This window comes from Bacteroides sp. 51 (genome assembly GCF_010500965.1).
GTDB lineage: Bacteria > Bacteroidota > Bacteroidia > Bacteroidales > Bacteroidaceae > Bacteroides.
In genome coordinates this window covers 83199-102229 of the sequence record NZ_QVMI01000004.1, presented here as the reverse complement: position 1 = coordinate 102229, position 19031 = coordinate 83199, and the positions used below count along the sequence as shown (strand labels likewise).

Below are 19031 nucleotides of genomic sequence, written 5' to 3'. Positions count from 1 at the left end.
TATGTTTGGTTCATTTTGGATTAAAAAAGTGTAAAAGGGATTGGAAAGGAATTGATTATTGTAGGGGCGGTTCGCGAACCGCCCAATGCACAGAATATACAGAAAACCATTTTCGGGCGGTTCGCGAACCGCCCCTACAGTAAATCATTTACATCAAAACTATTCAAAACTACATAAACTGAAGTATAAACGTTGTTTCAGGTGATTGATGTACAGGTTTTAATGTAATGCTCCCGCCCGACTGTCTCATGATTTGTCGTGAAAGACTTAAACCTATTCCATTTCCATCGGATTTTGTGGTAAAGAAAGGCACAAATATTTCTTCTGCTACATCTGTTGGAATTTGTGGACCATTATTGCTGATCTCAATAAATATTTCCTCCGCTTCATTGCAATAAGCGGAAATGCTGATATAGCTATCCGTCTGCTGTCCGATGGCCTGTACAGCATTCTTGAGCAGATTGATGACAACTTGCGAAATGAGACTTTCGTCGGCATACAAGATAAGGTCATTAGGGGTGATATTTATATGGAATGTTATATGATCGCATGGATTTTGATGTTTAGTTAGTTCAACCATTCGTTCAACGAAGGGTTTTACATAGAACAAGGTAGGCTCAGGCGTAGGGATGCGAGTGAATTTGCGATACGAATCAACAAAGGAAAGTAGCCCTTTTCCTGTACTGCTGATTGTTTGCAACCCCCGGCGGATTTCCCCATCTGCATTTTCTGTGATGGAAAGTAATGTATCGCTCAAGGAAGTAATAGGAGTAACCGAATTCATGATTTCGTGAGTAAGTACGCGTATCAACCGAATCCAGGAATCCAGTTCCTTCTCGTCCAACTCGCTATTGATATCGTTTAAAGCAAATATACGCAAATGTTCATCCCGGATTGTGATATCGGATACACGAACAGATAAATTAATATTTCCCCGCTCGTTACTGAATTGCACATGAAATTTGTCACCGGATTGGGCATTCTCTAACCTTTCCATCAACAATGAATCAACCTTGTTTAGCTGGCGCACATGGGTAAAAACGGCAAGTCCCAGCAATCTTAATAGCTCATTGTTCTTTTGAATAACGGTTCCTTTATTATTCAATACCAGAATACCTGTGTTTATAAAACTCAGAATCAGTTCGTAATACTTTTCTTGCCGTACGGTTTCGGCCCTCGCTTCCTGTAAGATCTGGGCTACCCGGTTCAATAGCTGGTTTATGGTACGATTATCCTGATTACCTGCTTGCTCGGGGAAGCGGATTGCATTATCATTATTTTCCAGTGCATCTAACAGGAATATGACCTTTTTTACCTGATGTGTATGTAGTTTGATAATCCATATTATACATCCAATGAGTGCTAAAAGAAGAAAAATAGCCCATACCCATTGTCCTGTAAATGCAGTATATGTCATACCGATAGCAACTAATATCGCGGTTATTATGCGAAATAACATATGTGAAGTGATACGGTTGGTTGCTTTCATTATAATCCGAACTTTTTCATCTTATTATATAATGTTTGCCGGGTGATGCCTAACTGTGCGGCTACTGCCGATAAGTTTCCATTGCAACTTTCCAGTGTTTTCTGGATCATCTTCAGTTCCATCTCTTCCAATGTGGATGCCACTTGTTCCGGCATTTCAGTTTTTCGGGGTAATGGAAATAATTCAGCAGGAATTCGTCCGTCATCACTGATAATGACAGCCTTCTCGATAGCATGCTCCAATTCGCGTATGTTACCGTACCAGGGATGGCGGCTTAACCGTTCGCAGGCATCAGAGGTAAGTGTGATTCCTCCTTTATCATATTGCTTGCAAAAACGTTCGATGAATTTTTCGGCGAGTGGTACAATATCTTCTTTCCGTTCCCGTAAGGGCGGTATCTCTACATGAATCGTGTTGATGCGGTATAGTAAATCTTCACGGAAAAGGTCCTTGTCAACCATCTCCTGTAGGTTGCGGTTCGTTGCAGTAATCAGTCGTATGTTGACGGGAATCTGTTCATTGCTCCCTACGCGTACGATGCTACGGCGTTGAAGGACGGTCAGTAATTTGGCTTGCAGGTGGTAAGACATGTTGCCGATCTCATCCAGAAATAATGTTCCGTTATTGGCTGCTTCGAATTTTCCTTCACGGTCGGCATGTGCATCGGTAAATGAGCCCTTGATATGGCCAAACAACTCACTTTCAAATAATGATTCAGTGATAGCTCCCATATCTACTGCGATCATCATTTCTTTATTACGGGAGGAGAGAGCATGAATTTCTCTTGCCAGCATTTCTTTTCCGGTTCCGTTTTCGCCCGTAATTAATATATTGGCATCTGTAATGGCTACTTTTTCAATCAGCATACGAAGTTGTTGCATCGCGGGGCTATTTCCCCAATACATAATAGATGCAGGTTGACTGGGAGTAGTTGTTTTTTTCTTACCCGATTTTCCTTGTGAGGCAGCCGTTTGTAGTACTTCTACCAGCTTTTGATTATCCCACGGTTTGACGATAAAATCGATTGCTCCTTCCTTGATTCCTCTTACTGCCAGTTCAATATCTGCATAGGCTGTGAATAGAACAACAGGCAGCAAAGGTTTTATCTTTTTTATTTCATGCAACCAGAACAGCCCTTCATTTCCACTATTAATCCCTGCTGTGAAGTTCATATCGAGCAGTACGACTTGTGGGTCCTCTTGCCGAAGCGCAGCAGGAAGCGAATTGGGAGTGGAAAGGGTAATTACTTTTACGAAATAGCTTTTGAGGAGCAGGTCAACGGCAGCGAGCACTCCTTTATTATCGTCTACAATGATTATAGTTCCTTGTTTACTCATCTTTATGTGGCAAAATTGAAGATTCAAAGATAAAAGTTCTGCAAACAAACTCCTAGTAACTGTCTAATAATTAGACAGTCGTGTCTAATAATTGGACAGCCGTGTAAAAGACGTAAAATGTAATTGATTGATTGCTAGTTGTTTCTGCTCCTGGCACGCTTTCTGCATTTATAGGAATGAAGGTGAATGCCATGCAGTTCAAAAAAGAACCTGGCAGCGGAACCTTTCCGCAGAAATTAATTAAATTTGTGATTATATGAGACAACTGTACTACACTTTTCGAACATTGATCCGTGGACGAGGATCGAATATTATAAAAACAATTTCCCTAACCTTGGGCTTATTTGTCGGCATTCTATTGTTTGCCAAAATAGCGTTTGAGCTAAATTATAATACAGATTACAAAGAATCGGAGAATCTGTATATAATTATGGCAAACTATACGATAAATGGAATGAAGAATGAACCGATGGGTGTTGTTATGGGGCCGGTTCCTCAAACCATTAAAGATTCTTTTTCGGATGAAATAGAGTATGCAACTATTTATGATAGAGGAGGGGTCAATGATTATTATATTGGAGAGAATAGATATGATTATGAATCATTATATGGCGATACTCTATTTTTCCAAACGATGGGGATAACTGTATTGCAAGGAAATGTGAAAGACCTGGCTAATCCGAATATGGTATTCATTTCCGATGAGTTTGCACGGAAAGCATTTGGAAGTGAAAATCCTGTGGGAAAAACAATTATACAGAATAAAACCCGGGAATTGATAGTCAGAGGAGTCTTTAAACAAATCTCCGAAAATAACAGTGTTCGTCCGGATGCAGTTATCTCATTTCAGAACGCATTAGAAGGCAATAGGTATTTCGGATGGTTTGGAGGTGATGGTTTTGTTGGATATGTCCGTGTATATCCCGGGGCTGATTTGGAAAAAATAAATGCACGTATGGACGCTGCTATTGAACCTTATATGGAATTTAATCCTGAAAAAAATGGCTGGGGAGTACAATATAGCTTATGGAATAGCAAGGATGCCTATCTGCAAAACCCGCAGCTTAAAATGAAACTGGTAATGATGGGGGTATTAGCCATAGCTCTGTTGCTGATAGCGGCTCTGAACTATGTACTTATTTCGATTTCCTCATTGACCATACGTGCTAAGGGTATAGGGGTACATAAGTGCAATGGTGCTACGACCGGCAATGTTTTTGCCATGTTCTTATGGGAGACTTTCATCATTATAGGTATATCTTTATTGTTAGTATGTGCGCTGGTCTTTTCTTTTAAAGAACTGATTGAGGAATTATTGGAAGCATCTGTTGCCGGTATGTTTACCTGGAAAGCGCTTTGGGTTCCTCTGTTCGTTGTTGTCTTCCTGTTTATTGTATCTGGTGTGTTGCCCGGTCGTATGTTTTCGAGGATTCCGGTAACCCAGGTGTTTCGTCACTACACGGAAGGCAAACAAGGCTGGAAACGCCCGCTCTTATTCGTACAATTTTCTGGGGTGAGTTTTATTTTTGGTCTTCTATGCGTGATTGTTATACAATACCGGCAGATAACGACCTATGATCTGGGATATCAGACAGAGGGGCTGGCAACAGGCCGGCAGTATTTTCAGAATAAAGATGTGGCTGAGGCCACTATAGCCAACTTTCCTATGGTTGAAGGCGTTGCTTTTTCCTGGCAGGATATAGGTACCGGATTATCAGGAGACTTTGTGGGCAGCCAGGATAAAATGTTGTTTTCTACCCGCTTTAATTTTTGTAGCTATGACTATGCATCTTTGCTTGGAATTAAAATCAAGGAAGGTAAAAATATAGATGGTCCGGATCAGGTATTGGTCAATGAAGAGTATGTACGATTAATGCGTTGGACAGATAGTCCGATCGGTAAGCGACCGGAAGCAGCATGCGCACGGGAGTCGGTTGTTGTTGGAGTAATGGAGGACTTTGTAAACAATAGTCTTTTTATTGATACGGAACCGGTCTTATTTGTTGGCGATAATACCGCGCAAGGATGTATTACTGTTCGGCTTAAAGCTCCTTATAAAGAAAGCCTGAAAGCGCTGAATGAGGCGGTGAAAGAAGCATTCCCTACAAGTAATCTCGATTTTGTTTATATGCCCGATCGTATGAAACTAAAATATGACTCAACGCGCCGGTTCCGGGATATGGTAATAATTGCTTTCGTATCCATCTTGTTGATCACCTTAATGGGGCTTTTCGGGTATGTAAATGATGAAGTACGCCGCCGCAGTAAAGAGATCGCTATACGCAAAGTGAATGGTGCGGAAGCTACAGACATCTTGGGTATGTTATCAAAAGGTATGGCGTGGATTGCTTTACCGGCAGTTACCCTCGGCACAATCTGCTCTTATTTTGTAGGCAAAGAATGGTTGATGCAGTTTGCGCGCTCTAAAATGTCATTAGATATCTTTTTATTCATATTCATAGCACTCTTTGTCTTGATTCTGATCTTTGGCACAGTCATTCTGAAGTCCTGGTATATTGCCAATGATGACCCCGTAAACAGCATCAAAAATGAGTAATTTCAATCGTAAATCGTAAATTGTAAAATAGTAAATATTATGATTCATATAGAAAATCTTAGCAAAGTGTTCCGTACTTCTGAAATAGAAACTGTAGCGTTGAACCATATTAATCTTGAAATAAAAGAAGGCGAGTTTGTAGCCGTAATGGGTCCATCCGGTTGTGGTAAGTCTACATTACTGAATATATTAGGCTTGTTGGACAGTCCATCCGAGGGTTCTTATAAACTTATTGATGAAGAAATGGGGGCTTTAAAAGAAAAGGAGCGTACACAGAAACGTAAGGGTAAACTAGGCTTTGTGTTCCAAAGCTTCAACTTAATTGATGAACTGAATGTATACGAAAATGTAGAATTACCTTTAACTTACCTGGGGTATAAAGCCTCGGAACGAAAGGATATGGTAGAAGATATTCTGAAGAGAATGAATCTGAGTCATCGGGCAAAACATTTTCCACAGCAATTGTCGGGTGGACAGCAGCAGCGCGTCGCCATTGCCCGTGCTGTGGTGACCAATCCAAAGTTGATTCTTGCCGATGAGCCTACTGGTAACCTCGACTCGAAGAATGGTACGGAAGTAATGAACCTCTTGACCGAGTTAAATAATGAAGGAACAACGATTATCATGGTAACCCACTCGCAGCATGATGCAAGCTATGCCCACCGTATAATACATCTATTTGATGGTAGCGTAGTAGCTAGTGTCAAGAGTTAATAGCGAAAAGAATACCTGCTTTATATATTTTAATAGATTCTTGCAATATGAGATGTAATTCTTCCCTAATCCGGATTTCTCGTCCTATCTTTGCAGAAAATTTAAAATATACATTATGAAATCAGCAGAGAGAATGGCCGCCTTATTCGATTTTGATGGTGTAATCATGGATACGGAAGGTCAATATTCCATTTTCTGGGATGAACAAGGAAAGAAATATTTGAATGAGGATGACTTTGGACGCCGCATCAAGGGACAGACTTTACAGCAAATCTATGATAAACATTTCGTGGGAATGGATAAGATCCAACAGCAAATAACAGTAGACCTTAACCGTTTCGAGAGCCAAATGAATTACGATTATCTTCCCGGCGTGGAGGACTTTTTGAAAGATTTAAGGCAACACGGAGTGAAAATAGCTCTTGTAACCAGCTCCAATGAGCAGAAAATGTCGGCTGTCTATAACGTCCATCCCGAACTTCGCGAATATTTTGACCGCATTCTTACCGCCAATGACTTTACCCGTTCTAAACCCGATCCGGAATGTTTTCTGCTAGGGATGGAGGCGTTCGGAACCACTCCTGAAAACACATTTGTATTCGAAGATTCTTTTCATGGATTGCAAGCCGGAATGAGTTCCGGAGCAACTGTGGTTGGAGTAACCACTACAAACTCTCGCGAGGCGATTGGTCAAAAGGCACATCACATCATTGATGACTTTAGCGGTATGACATTTGAACGTGTATTTCATAAAGAGTTTTGAAACGCAGATTTACACAGATTCACGCAGATTATTTATTTAATTATTTTTATAATCTGCGTGAATCTGTGTGAATCTGTGTGAATCTGCGTTTCAACAATAATCTTATTATATTCTCGAAATTCTTGCTTTGTATTTGTTTTATATTATAACTTTGCGCCTTATTTGCAATACTCCTTGACCGGGGGTTTAGAGTTAATTATTTGATAAACAGAAACTTAAAACAGAAACTTATGACCGGTTATATCTCAAATGACACCAGGAAGGTGACGACTCATCGCTTAATAGAGATGAAACAAAGAGGTGAAAAAATATCTATGCTTACTACATACGACTATACCATGGCTAAGATTGTAGATGGAGCAGGAATGGATGTTATTCTAGTGGGCGACTCTGCATCGAATGTAATGGCTGGAAACGTAACTACGCTTCCCATGACACTTGACCAGATGATCTATCACGCCCAATCTGTAGAACGTGGTGTAAGTAGGGCAATGTTGGTGGTCGATATGCCTTTTGGCTCTTATCAGGGCAATTCGAAAGAAGGATTGGCATCGGCTATCCGTATTATGAAAGAAGGTAATGCCGATGCGTTGAAACTGGAAGGTGGTGAAGAAATCATCGAAACGGTAAAACGTATTCTTAGTGCCGGAATTCCTATCATGGGACATCTGGGATTAATGCCTCAATCAATCAATAAGTATGGTACCTATACCGTACGCGCTAAGGATGAGGAAGAAGCAGAAAAGCTGGTCAGAGATGCACATTTGCTCGAAGAAGCCGGATGTTTTGCTATTGTGCTGGAAAAGATACCGGCGAAGTTGGCAGCCCGCGTTGCAAGCGAACTGACTATTCCGATTATCGGTATTGGTGCCGGTGGACAGGTAGATGGCCAGGTACTGGTCATTCAGGATATGCTGGGAATGAGCCAGGGATTCAGCCCACGCTTCTTGCGTCGCTATGCCGATTTGCATACCATCATGACTAATGCTATCGGACAATATATAGCCGATGTAAAGAGTAGCGACTTCCCTAACGAGAAGGAACAATATTAATTCAGTTGAAAGTTGAAAGTTGAAAATTGAAAGTTACGATGCCGTATGGGCGTTTATGATTTTCAACTTTCAACTTTCAACTTTCAACTTTCAACTTTCAACTTTTTAATTATGAAGGTTAATTTCAGGAAAATATGTTTGGGTAATCTGCTGATGTTTATCTCTCAGTATATGCTTATCCCCATACTTCCTGTAATCATGGCCGAAGAGTTGAATTTATCTATTGCAACTACCGGTATCATGTTTCTGGTTACGGTGCTGGGAATGATCCTTGTCGGGCCTTTTTATAGCTATCTGATGGATGCGTACAAGCGAAAATCGCTTTGTATCTTTACCTTTGCTATTGTATTCATTGCTACGATTGGCTATACTCTTGTTCACAGGCCATTAGAATTATTATTGCTTTGTTTGGTTCAGGGATTTGCATTTGGAATAGCCAATTCTTCTATTATCACATTAGGTATTGATGTGAATATCTCCGACAACCGCAGCAAAGGGAACGTTATATTAGGATGGTTTACCCGGCTGGGAATGATTCTTGGGGTAGGGTTGGGAAGTACCGTATATCTGAACTATAACTTTGAAACCCTGATCACTGCTTCTGTTCTTGTAGGGTGTGTCGGCCTACTGTTTATAGCCGCTCTGCACATACCTTTTCGTGCTCCAATAGGAATGCCGGTATGTTCTTTGGATCGTTTTTTCCTTCCGCACACTTTTCTTTTTGTCCTGAACATGATTCTTATTGCTTTTGTGCCGGGCGTTTTATTTCCTCTTATTCACTTCAAAATGGGAGATACATTCTTGCTGGACGAATGGACGGTTCCTTATTTTGCTATTGCCGGAGGTGCTTTCCTGCTGTCCGTATTCTTAGTACAGGCGCTGAAAAAACAAAGCCTTCTGATACAAGCGCTACTGGGCATGACTACGATGCTGTGTGCGATTTGTTCACTTATTCTTTTCGATTCTATTGCAGGGCAGCTTCTGTCGGCCATACTGTTAGGTATTGGCTTAAGTATCATTACTCCTGCATTTTTATTCTTCTTTATCAATCTTTCCAGCCATTGCCAACGGAGCACAGCCAATACAACACATCTGTTGTCCTGGAAAATAGGAGTGTCTTTAGGAGTGGCCACATCTTGCTATCTAACCGTGAACGAGTCTTCGGGTGCTGCTTTCCGCACCGCTTTATATGCTTCTGCATTAGCCATTATATTCTTTATCGTAATCTCTTATCCATACTACCAGAAGAAAAAAGTGCGATAATAAGGTATAAAACAAACTTTTGTGCTAATTTTGCAATTTAAGACTTACTTCAAAAACATGATTAAGAAAATAGTAATAGGGCTGTGGATACTCTTTGCAGTTGCTGTATTAGCTATCGCAGGGGTTTTTATTGCCATTTCTAATGGATGGATTGGTTACATGCCACCTGTGGAAGAACTGGAAAATCCATCCTACAAATTCGCGACAGAAGTCTACTCGGAAGACGGTAAAGTATTAGGTACGTGGTCAGCTGAAAAGGAAAACCGCGTATATGTTAGCTATAATGAACTATCTCCTTATGTTATTAATGCGCTGATTGCTACTGAGGATATCCGTTTTGCAGAGCACTCCGGTATTGATGCTAAGGCATTGGGACGTGCAGTAGTGAAACGTGGATTCCTGATGCAGGCAGAAGCAGGGGGGGGGAGTACCATTACACAGCAGTTATCTAAACTGTTATATTCGCCTCGTGCGAGGAACTTTATGGAACGTGTTTTACAGAAGCCTATTGAATGGGTGATTGCTGTAAAACTGGAACGTTATTATACCAAAGAAGAGATACTGTCTTTATATCTCAATAAGTTCGATTTCCTGAATAACTCCGTGGGTATTAAAACAGCTTCATTTACCTATTTTGGTGTTGAGCCGAAAGACTTGAAGGTAGAAGAGGCGGCAACTCTTATTGGAATGTGTAAAAACCCATCACTTTATAACCCTGTACGTTATAATGAAAGAGTAAAAGGGCGGAGAAATGTAGTGCTTCACCAAATGCTTAAAGCCAAATATATCACAGAACAGGAGTATGATTCGCTGAAGAACCTTCCTTTGACGCTGAAATATAACCGGGTGGACCATAAAGAGGGTCCGGCAGCTTATCTTCGCGAATATCTGCGTGGGGTAATCACCGCAAAAAAACCGGATAGGAAAGATTACCGCGGATGGCAGCAACAGAAATTCTATGAAGATTCTGTGGCATGGGCAACCAATCCTCTCTACGGATGGTGTGCTAAAAACAGAAAAAGAGACGGTTCCAACTACAATATCTATACAGACGGATTGAAGATTTACACAACCATCAATTCTCGTATGCAAACCTATGCAGAGGAAGCGGTTACAGAACATTTAGGCGGACATCTGCAAGATCGCTTCTTTGCCGAAGCGGCGAAGAAGAAAAATGCTCCTTATTCCTGGCGTTTACAAGAAAGTAAAAGAGACGAAATGTTGGAGCGTGCCGTGAAGCAGAGTGAAAGATATCGCACAATGAAAGCTGCCGGAGCATCGGAAGCTGCGATAAAGAAAGCCTTCAATACGAAAGAAGAAATGTCCGTATACAGTTGGAAGGGTATGAAAGATACCATCATGACTCCTATGGACTCCATAAAATACTACAAGCACTTCCTGCGTACCGGCTTTATGTCGATGGACCCCATCACGGGACATGTAAAGGCGTATGTTGGCGGACCTAATTATACTCATTTCCAGTATGATATGGCTATGGTGGGCCGCCGTCAGATTGGTTCGACCGTGAAACCGTTTGTGTATGCATTGGCTATGGAGAATGGCTATACGCCTTGCGATGAAATCCGTAAGGTAGAACAGACCATTATAGCCGAAAATGGCGAACCGTGGAGTCCGAGAACCAGTGATCCAAAGAAAAGATATGGCGAAATGGTTACATTGAGATGGGGGTTGGCTAACTCTGATAACTGGATTACGGCTAACCTGATGAGTAAACTGAATCCATACAACCTGGTAAAACTGATACATAACTTCGGGGTTATGAATCAACAGATTGATCCGGTGATCTCACTTTGTCTCGGACCTTGCGAAATCTCGGTAGGAGAGATGGTGAGTGCCTATACAGCATTTGCTAATAAAGGTATCCGCGTAGCGCCGTTGTTTGTAACCCGTATTGAAGACAATGATGGCAATGTGCTGGCAACATTTACTCCACAAGTGGAAGAAGTAATCAGTGCATCGGGCACCTATAAGATGTTAACCATGCTTCGTGCGGTGATCAATGAAGGAACCGGAGGACGCGTAAGACGCAACTATGGCATAACCGTTGATATGGGTGGTAAAACCGGTACAACCAACTACAATGCCGACGGATGGTTTATGGGCTTTACTCCTTCACTCGTGTCCGGTTGCTGGGTCGGTGGAGAAGAACCGGATATTCATTTCGATACAATGGCCGATGGACAGGGGGCTTCAATGGCGCTTCCGATCTGGGGGTTGTACATGAAAAAAGTGTTTGCCGATAAAACACTGGGATATGAGCAAACGGAAACATTCCAGTTCCCTAAAGACTTCAATCCTTGTGGAGATAAGCAGGAAGAGAATACTTCAACCAATCGACCGGAACTTGATGATTTGTTTAATTAGCACATTCTATGCCTACATATACCATATGCATAGGAAGTAATTATAACAGGGAAGAGAATCTTCTCTTGGCGCGAAATCAATTAACGGCTTTGTTTCCCTCTATTCGTTTTGCGGATGAGGAGGAAACGGAGCCGTTTCTTCTTTCCAATCCGGCTCTTTTCACTAACCAGGTTGCCCGGTTTCAAACGAATGAGGGACCTGAACAAGTAAAAGCACAACTCAAAACAATAGAGCAAATGGCAGGCCGGTTACCGGAACACAAGGCAGTTGAGAAAGTTGTTCTGGATATTGATCTCTTAATGTGCGATCATGTAATATTAAAAGCTAAAGATATTGAACACAATTATATCATGAAAGGAATTTCACAATTAAACGCGGCGGAACGCCGTAACCCGGAAGCGGCACCTTGCCGCCGTCGTTTTCTAGCCATTATTCCGGCTCGTTATGCATCTACCCGTTTTCCGGCTAAACCATTGGCTATATTGGGTGGAAAACCTGTTATTCAAAGAGTGTATGAGCAGGTTGCCGGTATTTTCGATGATGCATATGTAGCTACTGACGATACACGTATTGAAGAAGTGGTTAAGGCATTTGGCGGGAAAGTAGTAATGACCTCTGTCAATCATAATAGTGGTACAGACCGTTGTTACGAGGCTTATACTAAAGTCGGAGGGGGATATGATGTTATTGTAAATATACAGGGCGATGAACCCTTTATTCAACCTTCCCAACTTCATACGATTAAGGCTTGCTTTGAGGATGAAGGTACGCATATTGCTACACTTGTTAAACCATTTACTGTGGATGACTCTTTTGATGCATTGGAGAATGCAAATTCTCCTAAGGTCGTAATCAATAAGAATATGAATGCACTTTATTTTAGCCGGTCTATTATTCCATATCAACGGAATGCAGATAAAAAAGATTGGTTGAAGAATCACATATACTATAAACATATCGGGCTTTACGCTTATCGTGCAAATGTTCTTAAAGAAATCACTTCCCTTCCACAATCTTCTTTAGAGCTGTCGGAATCATTAGAACAACTACGCTGGCTGGAGAATGGATATACCATAAAAGTCGGTATAACAGAAGTGGAAACCATTGGGATTGATACTCCCGAAGATCTGGAAAGGGCCGAAGAATTCTTAAATAAACAAACGTTATAATGCTAGACAGAACTATTCAACCGAAAATTCGCCAACTAGATAAAATTGATATTCCTCGTCCTTTGCATCAGATTTTACCTAACGGTACGCCACTGAATGTTATAAATGCCGGAGAGCAGGATGTTGTTCGTATGGATATCCTCTTTAAAGCAGGCTCATGGCGTCAATCTCAAAAGTTGCAGGCGCTTTTTACCCATCGTATGTTGCGAGAGGGAAGCCGTAAATATTCATCTTCCGATATTGCAGAAAAGTTAGATTATTATGGTGCATGGCTTGAATTATCCAATTCATTAGAATATGCCTACCTCACTCTATACTCACTGAATAAATATTTTGCGGAGACTCTTGAGATCATTGAGTCTATAGTAAAAGACCCCGTTTTTCCGGAAAAGGAACTAGACACAGTTATTGAAAGCAACGTACAACAGTATCTGGTAAATCGTTCAAAAGTTGATTTTATAGCACATCGGGCTATCATTTCCGGTCTGTTTGGAGAGCAGAATCCATGTGGACAATTTGCTGTTGAGGAAGACTATCGTAAGATTACCCCAGAGGTGCTTCGTTCTTTTTATAAAGAATACTACCATACCGGAAATTATTCGATTTATCTTTCAGGGAAAGTTACGGATGATATTATCCATCGGGTAGAACTTGTATTTGGAAAAGATACTTTTGGAGAAAAACTGCCGATGGTGCCGGAACGTGTATTTCCAATCTCAGTTATTCCTGAAAAGAGAATATTTGTAGAACGTGATGATGCTTTACAGAGTGCAGTAAAACTGGGTGGGTTTACTATATTGCGCTCTCATCCCGATTACCTGAAACTTCGTGTGTTGATTACTCTTTTAGGTGGTTATTTTGGTAGCCGTTTAATGTCTAATATTCGTGAAGATAAAGGATATACGTATGGTATTTCCATGAATACGATCCAATATCCGGAAACCGGGATAATTATGGTCACTACCGAAACTGCCAATGAGAATGTTGAACCACTTATCCGGGAAGTATATAAAGAGATCGATAAGTTGCACAGTGATCTTGTTGGTCAGGATGAATTGACGACAGTCAAAAATTATATGATTGGTGAGATGAGCCGTGCCTATGAATCAGCTTTCTCTTTGTCAGACGCCTGGATGTTTATTCAAACCGCCGGACTGGATGATAATTATTATGAACGTTCGCTCGATGCTGTCAAAACCGTAACGGTAGAGGAATTGCGTGAGTTGGCGCAGCGCTATATATGTAAAGAGAGTTTAAAAGAGGTGATTGCAGGTAAAAAGATGTCATAAAATACCTTTCGTCCCAATAGTTTTATTCGATAAATTGTACCTTTGCCCCTATGAGATATCTATATACAGTTATAATTTGCCTTCTGCTTTTACAACCCGAATGTGCTGCTCAGAGCAACGGAGGAATCTTTGGTAAAGTGAAGGACACTTTTTCTAGTGGAATAAAAATCGGAACCTATACATTTAAAGATGGTTCGGTGTATACCGGAGAAATGAAAAGTCGCAAACCTCATGGACGTGGAAAGACCATGTTCAAAAATGGTGATGTGTACGAAGGAGAATATGATAAGGGTAAGCGCCAGGGGTATGGAGTTTACTCTATGCCTGAGGGTGAGAGATACGAAGGTGAATGGTCGCAGGATGAACGTCATGGAAAAGGCATTTATTACTTCCTGAATAATAATCGTTATGATGGAAACTGGAATAATGGTTATCAACAAGGGCAGGGTGTGATGTATTATCATAATGGCGATGTATATGATGGTCAGTGGGCTTCCAATAAACGTGATGGTCAGGGTACATATACCTGGAGAAACGGTGCGCGGTATTCCGGCAACTGGCGGGATGATAAGAAGAACGGGCAGGGCATAATGTACTGGGATGACAATTCACGTTATGACGGCCAGTGGAAAGATGATGCGCGTCAGGGGAAAGGTACCTTTGAATATGTCAACGGTGATAAATATGTTGGCGATTGGGTAAATGATGTTCAACAGGGAAAGGGAATTTATTTCTTCCATACAGGTGATCGTTATGAAGGCTCTTATCTGGATGGTGAACGCACCGGAGCGGGTATTTATATTCATGCGAATGGCGATAAATATGTTGGTGAATTCCATAAAGGTATGCAGGAAGGCAAAGGTATATTTACCTGGGCAAATGGCACTGAATATGATGGTCAATGGAAGGATAATAAACGAAACGGTAACGGTATTTATCGTTGGAGCAATGGCGATATTTATGACGGCGAATGGAAAGACAACCAGCCCAATGGTCAGGGTACACTTACCATGGCCAACGGCAATCGCTATAAAGGTGGGTTCCTGAATGGACTTAAAAACGGTAATTTTGTAGAGACAGATTCTACCGGAGTCGAAATACGCCGTGGCACTTATAAAGAAGACAAATTGCAATGAAATATTACCCACTGGAAGCTTTTTGACCGGGCTTGATTTTCTTTAAAGTTTTGCATGCAATTATTTCCTTTTTTACATGCAAAACTTTAAATTTTTGCAGCAACGATATTCGAATGTGTTGCTTGCCTATTTCTTAATTACCATTTTCCAGGTACCATTTTTCTTAACCATATCATAGTTGGCATTTTCAGTATCTCCATTTCCGTAGGTTTGTTGTAGGATTACTTTCGCATTGTTTCCATCTGCGTCAATTACTTCAGAAACGATATCAATACTTTTAAGTCCATCTTTCTCATCTATTGTTTTTTGACCTTTCTCCTGAAGGAGGGCAAGTAGCATGTCCTTTTGCTGTTTTATTTGCTCGGACGTTGCACTTTCATCGAATGCAATAGCATCTACAAACTTGTCGAATTTACCATCGGCTACGTACTGTGCATATTTCTTTGCAGCTTCGCCTGGGCTTTCTGATGAAGAACAGGCGGCAAATATACCAAGAGTTAACACGAACAAACTAAAATAAATCACTTTTTTCATAAGCTTTTGTTTTTAATGAGTATTAAGTTAGAAATAGTATATCATGCAAAGGTTTTGACTTTGCAGTATGTCGCTGGGTAAAAGATAATCTCCACTCATGCCGGGAATGTTAACCCGGCTGATTCTGCCTTCCGAAAGATCAATGCCTTGTTGTTTGTAGACATAATCAATCAATTCGGTGCAGTACATCTGTGAGGTATCGTTCAGGTTATACTGATGATCAAATAGTATATGAGATTGATATAATCGAACAGCGTGGTGTGCAGCCTGATAGCACAATGCAGAATCAACAGATGGTCGCATTAATGCGCCGGTTTTGGCGCGTTCTTTACTGAAAAAGAAAGCAATGTCTTCCATCTTTATCCGATCAGGATCTCCCTTAAAGTCTGGCTCGCCGGGAACGGCGTGAACCACTTTCCACGTATTGCCTTCTTTTACGACGATACCTATATGAGAGTATCCTCCGTCTTTATCTACTGCGAGTACAGCCTGACTAACAATTCCGGTCCCCCGGCGGAAGACCAAGTCACCATCACGTAACGAATCGTACAGAAAACCTGTAGATATACTGGTGTCTTTCTCTTTCTTACATCCTGACAAAGGAAGTAAAAAGAGGATTAAAAGAGAAACCTGGAGCTTCAATAGCATTAATATTTAATAATAAAACGAATATAAGTATTTATTGGGAGAAATTAAGCCTTTTGGTTAAAAAGATTGTAGAAAAGGGAAAGCTTGGTATTACAATGCCCCCGAACGAACACGACTTAATGTTTCAGGAGTCATAAGCAGATAGGAGGCTATATGAGAGAGTGGGGCTCTTTTTATGACCTCGGGATGTGTTCTTAATAAGCGATTATAGCGCTCCTTGGCAGTTTCAAACCTCCAGGAGTCGGCCTTTTCCTGAGAATTAATTAAAGAGAATTCCAATATCCGTTGATAGAATATATTAACTTCCCTGGACATATCCATGAGAAGATGCAACTTATCTATTGGAAGGAGGTATACAATGGATGGTTCTAGGGCCTCGGCAATAAGATGGCTAGGCACTTTTCGAAACAAACTTTCAATGCACATCATAATACATCCCTCATATGAGAAATGCTCGGTGACGTCTTTTCCGTTTTTGAAGTAAAACTGGCGTATCATGCCTTTAGCTACAAAAACAAAGTGCCGACTAATTTCCCCTTCATCAATCAAGCGCTCGCCTTTGGCAACTTCTTTTCTAATCAATATACCTTCCAGCATCAATTGCCCTTCCGCTGTCATCTCCGGATAACGGGAATTAACAACAGCATTTATTGTTTGTTTCAGTAATTCTTCCATCAGCATTATTATCTATTACGCCACATATGCTGCACTCTTACCGCGCAGCGCGGCTTGCCGCCATCGGCCGGGGTCCCTGACCCCCGCGGCTTGCCGCCATTGGCCGGGGTCCCTGACCCCCCGCCTCGGGGCCTAGCCTTTGGCTTCTTGGTATAGGAAGCGTTTGATGCTTTTTTTGGGGGTTTTCTCGAATTCTTCGGGGTATACTTTCATTTTGGAGATTTGGCTGTATGTTGGAAGGGTAGCGTTGAGTAGTACGCGGTTTTCTTCCATTACGCGTTCCATATCTTCGGGTTTTAACCCGTTTGCGAATGCATCGTCGAAGTCCGGATATACCAACCCTACCAGTTTATCGTTTTGTTGAACGACGATACTTTCGGCAACGTAAGGTAGGTTGTTTAGCTTATCTTCGATCTCTTCCGGATAGATATTCTGTCCGCTTGCTCCCAATAACAAGTTCTTGCTCCGGCCTTTGATGGTGACATTACCCTCTTCATCCATTATCGCAAGATCTCCTGTATGCAGCCAGCCATCTTTATCAATAACTTCCGCTGTAGCCTCTTCGTTTTTGTAGTAGCCCAGCATAACATTCGGTCCTTTGCAAACAACCTCGCCAACCCTGTGTGCAGGATCGGGCGACAGTACTTTTACCTCCATACCCAATGCCGCTTTTCCACAAGACCCCGGTTTGAAGCGCTTCCAGTCCTCATAACAAATGATCGGTCCACACTCTGTCATACCATAACCTACGGTATAAGGAAAGTCTATCATTTTCAGGAACTGTTCTACTTCCTGGTTAAATGCAGCACCTCCTACAATAACAGCAGTGAAGTTTCCTCCGAAAGCATTGATTACCTGCTCGCGTACGGCCGCTTTGATCTTATCATTGATGATAGGTACTTTCAGTAAGATCTTCATTGTCGGTGTTTGCAGCTTAGGCAATACGTTCTTCTTGATAATCTTTTCGATAATCAGTGGGACAGCCACAACCAGGTTAGGCTTAACTTCGGCGAAAGCCTGGAAGATGATCTTTGGACTTGGCATACGCGTCAGGAAATAAATCTGGCAGCCTACCGAGAACTCGTATAAGAATTCGAAAGAAAGTCCATACATATGTGCCATTGGCAACATAGACACCACCTTGTTGCCCGGTTCCAGATGAAGGACATCAAAAGCGAACCGCATATTCGACCATAAACTACGGTAAGGCAACATCACCCCTTTAGAGTAGCTGGTTGTTCCCGAAGTATAGTTGATTACTGCCAGTTCCTCCGGTTGGTCCTTGTGGTAACTGATATGTTCGGTACGGAAATTCTTAGGATATTTTTTGCCGAAGAGTTCGTTCAGATGCTCGCGGGCATGCGTGAGCATTTTGCTTCTTGAAACCAAAACAGAGAAATCGTGTACCGCTACAACCCCTTCTAACAGAGGCATTGCTGCTTCATTAAGGTTTTCCCAGACAATATCTCCAACAAAAAGAAGCTTGGCTTCGGAGTGGTTTACTATATTATGAACATTATCGGCTTTGAATTCATGTAAGATGGGTACAGCTACTGCACCGTAGGTAAGGGTAGCAAGGAAAGCGACTCCCCAATGAGAACTGTTGCGCCCGCATATAGCAATTTTATCTCCCTTTTTTATCCCGCTTTCTTCAAAGATGATGTGGATTTTCTCGATTTTCCGGGCAACATCCTTATATTGCAAAGTAGCACCGTTATAATCAGTTAATGCGTTTAAATCCCAGTTATTCTTGATGCTATTTTCTATATAAGCAATAAAACTTTGTTCCATACGTTTTTTGCACATTTAGTATTAAACTGCGCAAATATATGGTTTTATCTGTGCATAACAATATTTTTGATCCAAAAATATTTTATTTACGATTAGACAATTTAAATCTATTTACAATTGGACTATTTACTATTTACTATTTACGATTGAAGTATGTTGGTGGTTGATAACCCATAAGGCATGAATAAAAATAAGGATTATAATAAATAATGTAATTTCAATCGTAAAT

At 41.3% G+C, this 19031-nt stretch carries 15 protein-coding genes and 1 pseudogene; 10 read left to right on the top strand and 6 right to left on the bottom strand.

What is annotated here, in order from left to right:
- Positions 1-169: 169 nt before the first annotated feature.
- Positions 170-1489 carry an ATP-binding protein gene (locus D0T87_RS05155; protein ID WP_163173474.1) on the bottom strand — a complete coding sequence of 440 codons (1320 nt, stop codon included), beginning with the start codon at positions 1487-1489 and terminating at the stop codon, positions 170-172.
- Positions 1489-2826, bottom strand: a complete 1338-nt coding sequence (locus D0T87_RS05150) for a sigma-54 dependent transcriptional regulator (RefSeq protein WP_163173472.1) — start codon at positions 2824-2826, stop codon at positions 1489-1491. Before D0T87_RS05150 ends, D0T87_RS05155 begins: the two co-directional genes overlap by 1 nt.
- A gap of 256 nt (positions 2827-3082) precedes the next feature.
- Between D0T87_RS05150 and D0T87_RS05145 the strand changes: the two genes are divergently transcribed.
- The 10 genes and pseudogenes from D0T87_RS05145 (at position 3083) to D0T87_RS05105 (ending at position 15154) form a co-directional block, all read left to right on the top strand.
- Positions 3083-5383: an FtsX-like permease family protein gene (locus tag D0T87_RS05145; protein WP_163173470.1), complete on the top strand. Its 2301-nt coding sequence runs from the start codon at positions 3083-3085 to the stop codon at positions 5381-5383.
- Between the two features lie 39 nt (positions 5384-5422).
- Positions 5423-6097 carry an ABC transporter ATP-binding protein gene (locus D0T87_RS05140; RefSeq protein WP_163173468.1) on the top strand — a complete coding sequence of 225 codons (675 nt, stop codon included), beginning with the start codon at positions 5423-5425 and terminating at the stop codon, positions 6095-6097.
- Between the two features lie 115 nt (positions 6098-6212).
- The gene (locus D0T87_RS05135) at positions 6213-6860 is read left to right on the top strand and encodes an HAD family phosphatase (protein WP_163173466.1); all 648 of its coding nucleotides are present in this window, start codon (positions 6213-6215) and stop codon (positions 6858-6860) included.
- A 230-nt stretch (positions 6861-7090) separates the two neighbouring features.
- The gene (panB, locus tag D0T87_RS05130) at positions 7091-7912 is read left to right on the top strand and encodes a 3-methyl-2-oxobutanoate hydroxymethyltransferase (protein ID WP_163173464.1); all 822 of its coding nucleotides are present in this window, start codon (positions 7091-7093) and stop codon (positions 7910-7912) included.
- A gap of 111 nt (positions 7913-8023) precedes the next feature.
- Positions 8024-9175, top strand: coding sequence for an MFS transporter (locus D0T87_RS05125; protein WP_163173462.1), 1152 nt, complete (start codon positions 8024-8026; stop codon positions 9173-9175).
- Positions 9176-9232: 57 nt separating this feature from the next.
- A complete protein-coding gene (locus D0T87_RS05120; protein WP_163173460.1) occupies positions 9233-11560 on the top strand; it encodes a transglycosylase domain-containing protein in 2328 nt (775 codons plus the stop codon).
- An 8-nt stretch (positions 11561-11568) separates the two neighbouring features.
- Positions 11569-11910: pseudogene (locus D0T87_RS24520) on the top strand (2-amino-4-hydroxy-6-hydroxymethyldihydropteridine diphosphokinase); the annotation flags it as partial.
- Positions 11911-11919: 9 nt separating this feature from the next.
- The gene (gene kdsB, locus D0T87_RS24515) at positions 11920-12729 is read left to right on the top strand and encodes a 3-deoxy-manno-octulosonate cytidylyltransferase (RefSeq protein ID WP_370526820.1); all 810 of its coding nucleotides are present in this window, start codon (positions 11920-11922) and stop codon (positions 12727-12729) included.
- Positions 12729-14018: a pitrilysin family protein gene (locus D0T87_RS05110; protein WP_163173456.1), complete on the top strand. Its 1290-nt coding sequence runs from the start codon at positions 12729-12731 to the stop codon at positions 14016-14018. The genes kdsB and D0T87_RS05110 overlap by 1 nt, the downstream gene beginning before the upstream one ends.
- A gap of 50 nt (positions 14019-14068) precedes the next feature.
- Positions 14069-15154: an MORN repeat-containing protein gene (locus D0T87_RS05105; protein ID WP_163173454.1), complete on the top strand. Its 1086-nt coding sequence runs from the start codon at positions 14069-14071 to the stop codon at positions 15152-15154.
- A 126-nt stretch (positions 15155-15280) separates the two neighbouring features.
- On the opposite strand, the gene D0T87_RS05100 is transcribed toward D0T87_RS05105, so the two are convergent.
- The 4 genes from D0T87_RS05100 to D0T87_RS05085 all read right to left on the bottom strand — a co-directional run bounded on the left by D0T87_RS05100 (position 15281) and on the right by D0T87_RS05085 (position 18802).
- Positions 15281-15688, bottom strand: a complete 408-nt coding sequence (locus D0T87_RS05100) for a DUF4878 domain-containing protein (protein ID WP_163173452.1) — start codon at positions 15686-15688, stop codon at positions 15281-15283.
- Positions 15689-15715: 27 nt separating this feature from the next.
- A complete protein-coding gene (locus D0T87_RS05095; RefSeq protein WP_163173450.1) occupies positions 15716-16336 on the bottom strand; it encodes a YiiX/YebB-like N1pC/P60 family cysteine hydrolase in 621 nt (206 codons plus the stop codon).
- A gap of 90 nt (positions 16337-16426) precedes the next feature.
- Complete coding sequence (locus D0T87_RS05090) at positions 16427-17011, bottom strand: Crp/Fnr family transcriptional regulator (RefSeq protein WP_163173448.1); 585 nt, start codon at positions 17009-17011, stop codon at positions 16427-16429.
- A 132-nt stretch (positions 17012-17143) separates the two neighbouring features.
- Positions 17144-18802 carry an AMP-binding protein gene (locus D0T87_RS05085; protein ID WP_163173446.1) on the bottom strand — a complete coding sequence of 553 codons (1659 nt, stop codon included), beginning with the start codon at positions 18800-18802 and terminating at the stop codon, positions 17144-17146.
- Positions 18803-19031 lie beyond the last annotated feature (229 nt).

Excerpts from the sequence above, each read along its gene's own strand:
- D0T87_RS05155 (WP_163173474.1), bottom strand. The coding sequence starts at position 1,489 with ATGAAAGCAACCAACCGTATCACTTCACATATGTTATTTCGCATAATA.
- D0T87_RS05150 (WP_163173472.1), bottom strand. The coding sequence starts at position 2,826 with ATGAGTAAACAAGGAACTATAATCATTGTAGACGATAATAAAGGAGTG.
- D0T87_RS05145 (WP_163173470.1), top strand. The coding sequence starts at position 3,083 with ATGAGACAACTGTACTACACTTTTCGAACATTGATCCGTGGACGAGGA.
- D0T87_RS05140 (WP_163173468.1), top strand. The coding sequence starts at position 5,423 with ATGATTCATATAGAAAATCTTAGCAAAGTGTTCCGTACTTCTGAAATA.
- D0T87_RS05135 (WP_163173466.1), top strand. The coding sequence starts at position 6,213 with ATGAAATCAGCAGAGAGAATGGCCGCCTTATTCGATTTTGATGGTGTA.
- panB (WP_163173464.1), top strand. The coding sequence starts at position 7,091 with ATGACCGGTTATATCTCAAATGACACCAGGAAGGTGACGACTCATCGC.
- D0T87_RS05125 (WP_163173462.1), top strand. The coding sequence starts at position 8,024 with ATGAAGGTTAATTTCAGGAAAATATGTTTGGGTAATCTGCTGATGTTT.
- D0T87_RS05120 (WP_163173460.1), top strand. The coding sequence starts at position 9,233 with ATGATTAAGAAAATAGTAATAGGGCTGTGGATACTCTTTGCAGTTGCT.
- D0T87_RS05110 (WP_163173456.1), top strand. The coding sequence starts at position 12,729 with ATGCTAGACAGAACTATTCAACCGAAAATTCGCCAACTAGATAAAATT.
- D0T87_RS05105 (WP_163173454.1), top strand. The coding sequence starts at position 14,069 with ATGAGATATCTATATACAGTTATAATTTGCCTTCTGCTTTTACAACCC.
- D0T87_RS05100 (WP_163173452.1), bottom strand. The coding sequence starts at position 15,688 with ATGAAAAAAGTGATTTATTTTAGTTTGTTCGTGTTAACTCTTGGTATA.
- D0T87_RS05095 (WP_163173450.1), bottom strand. The coding sequence starts at position 16,336 with ATGCTATTGAAGCTCCAGGTTTCTCTTTTAATCCTCTTTTTACTTCCT.
- D0T87_RS05090 (WP_163173448.1), bottom strand. The coding sequence starts at position 17,011 with ATGGAAGAATTACTGAAACAAACAATAAATGCTGTTGTTAATTCCCGT.
- D0T87_RS05085 (WP_163173446.1), bottom strand. The coding sequence starts at position 18,802 with ATGGAACAAAGTTTTATTGCTTATATAGAAAATAGCATCAAGAATAAC.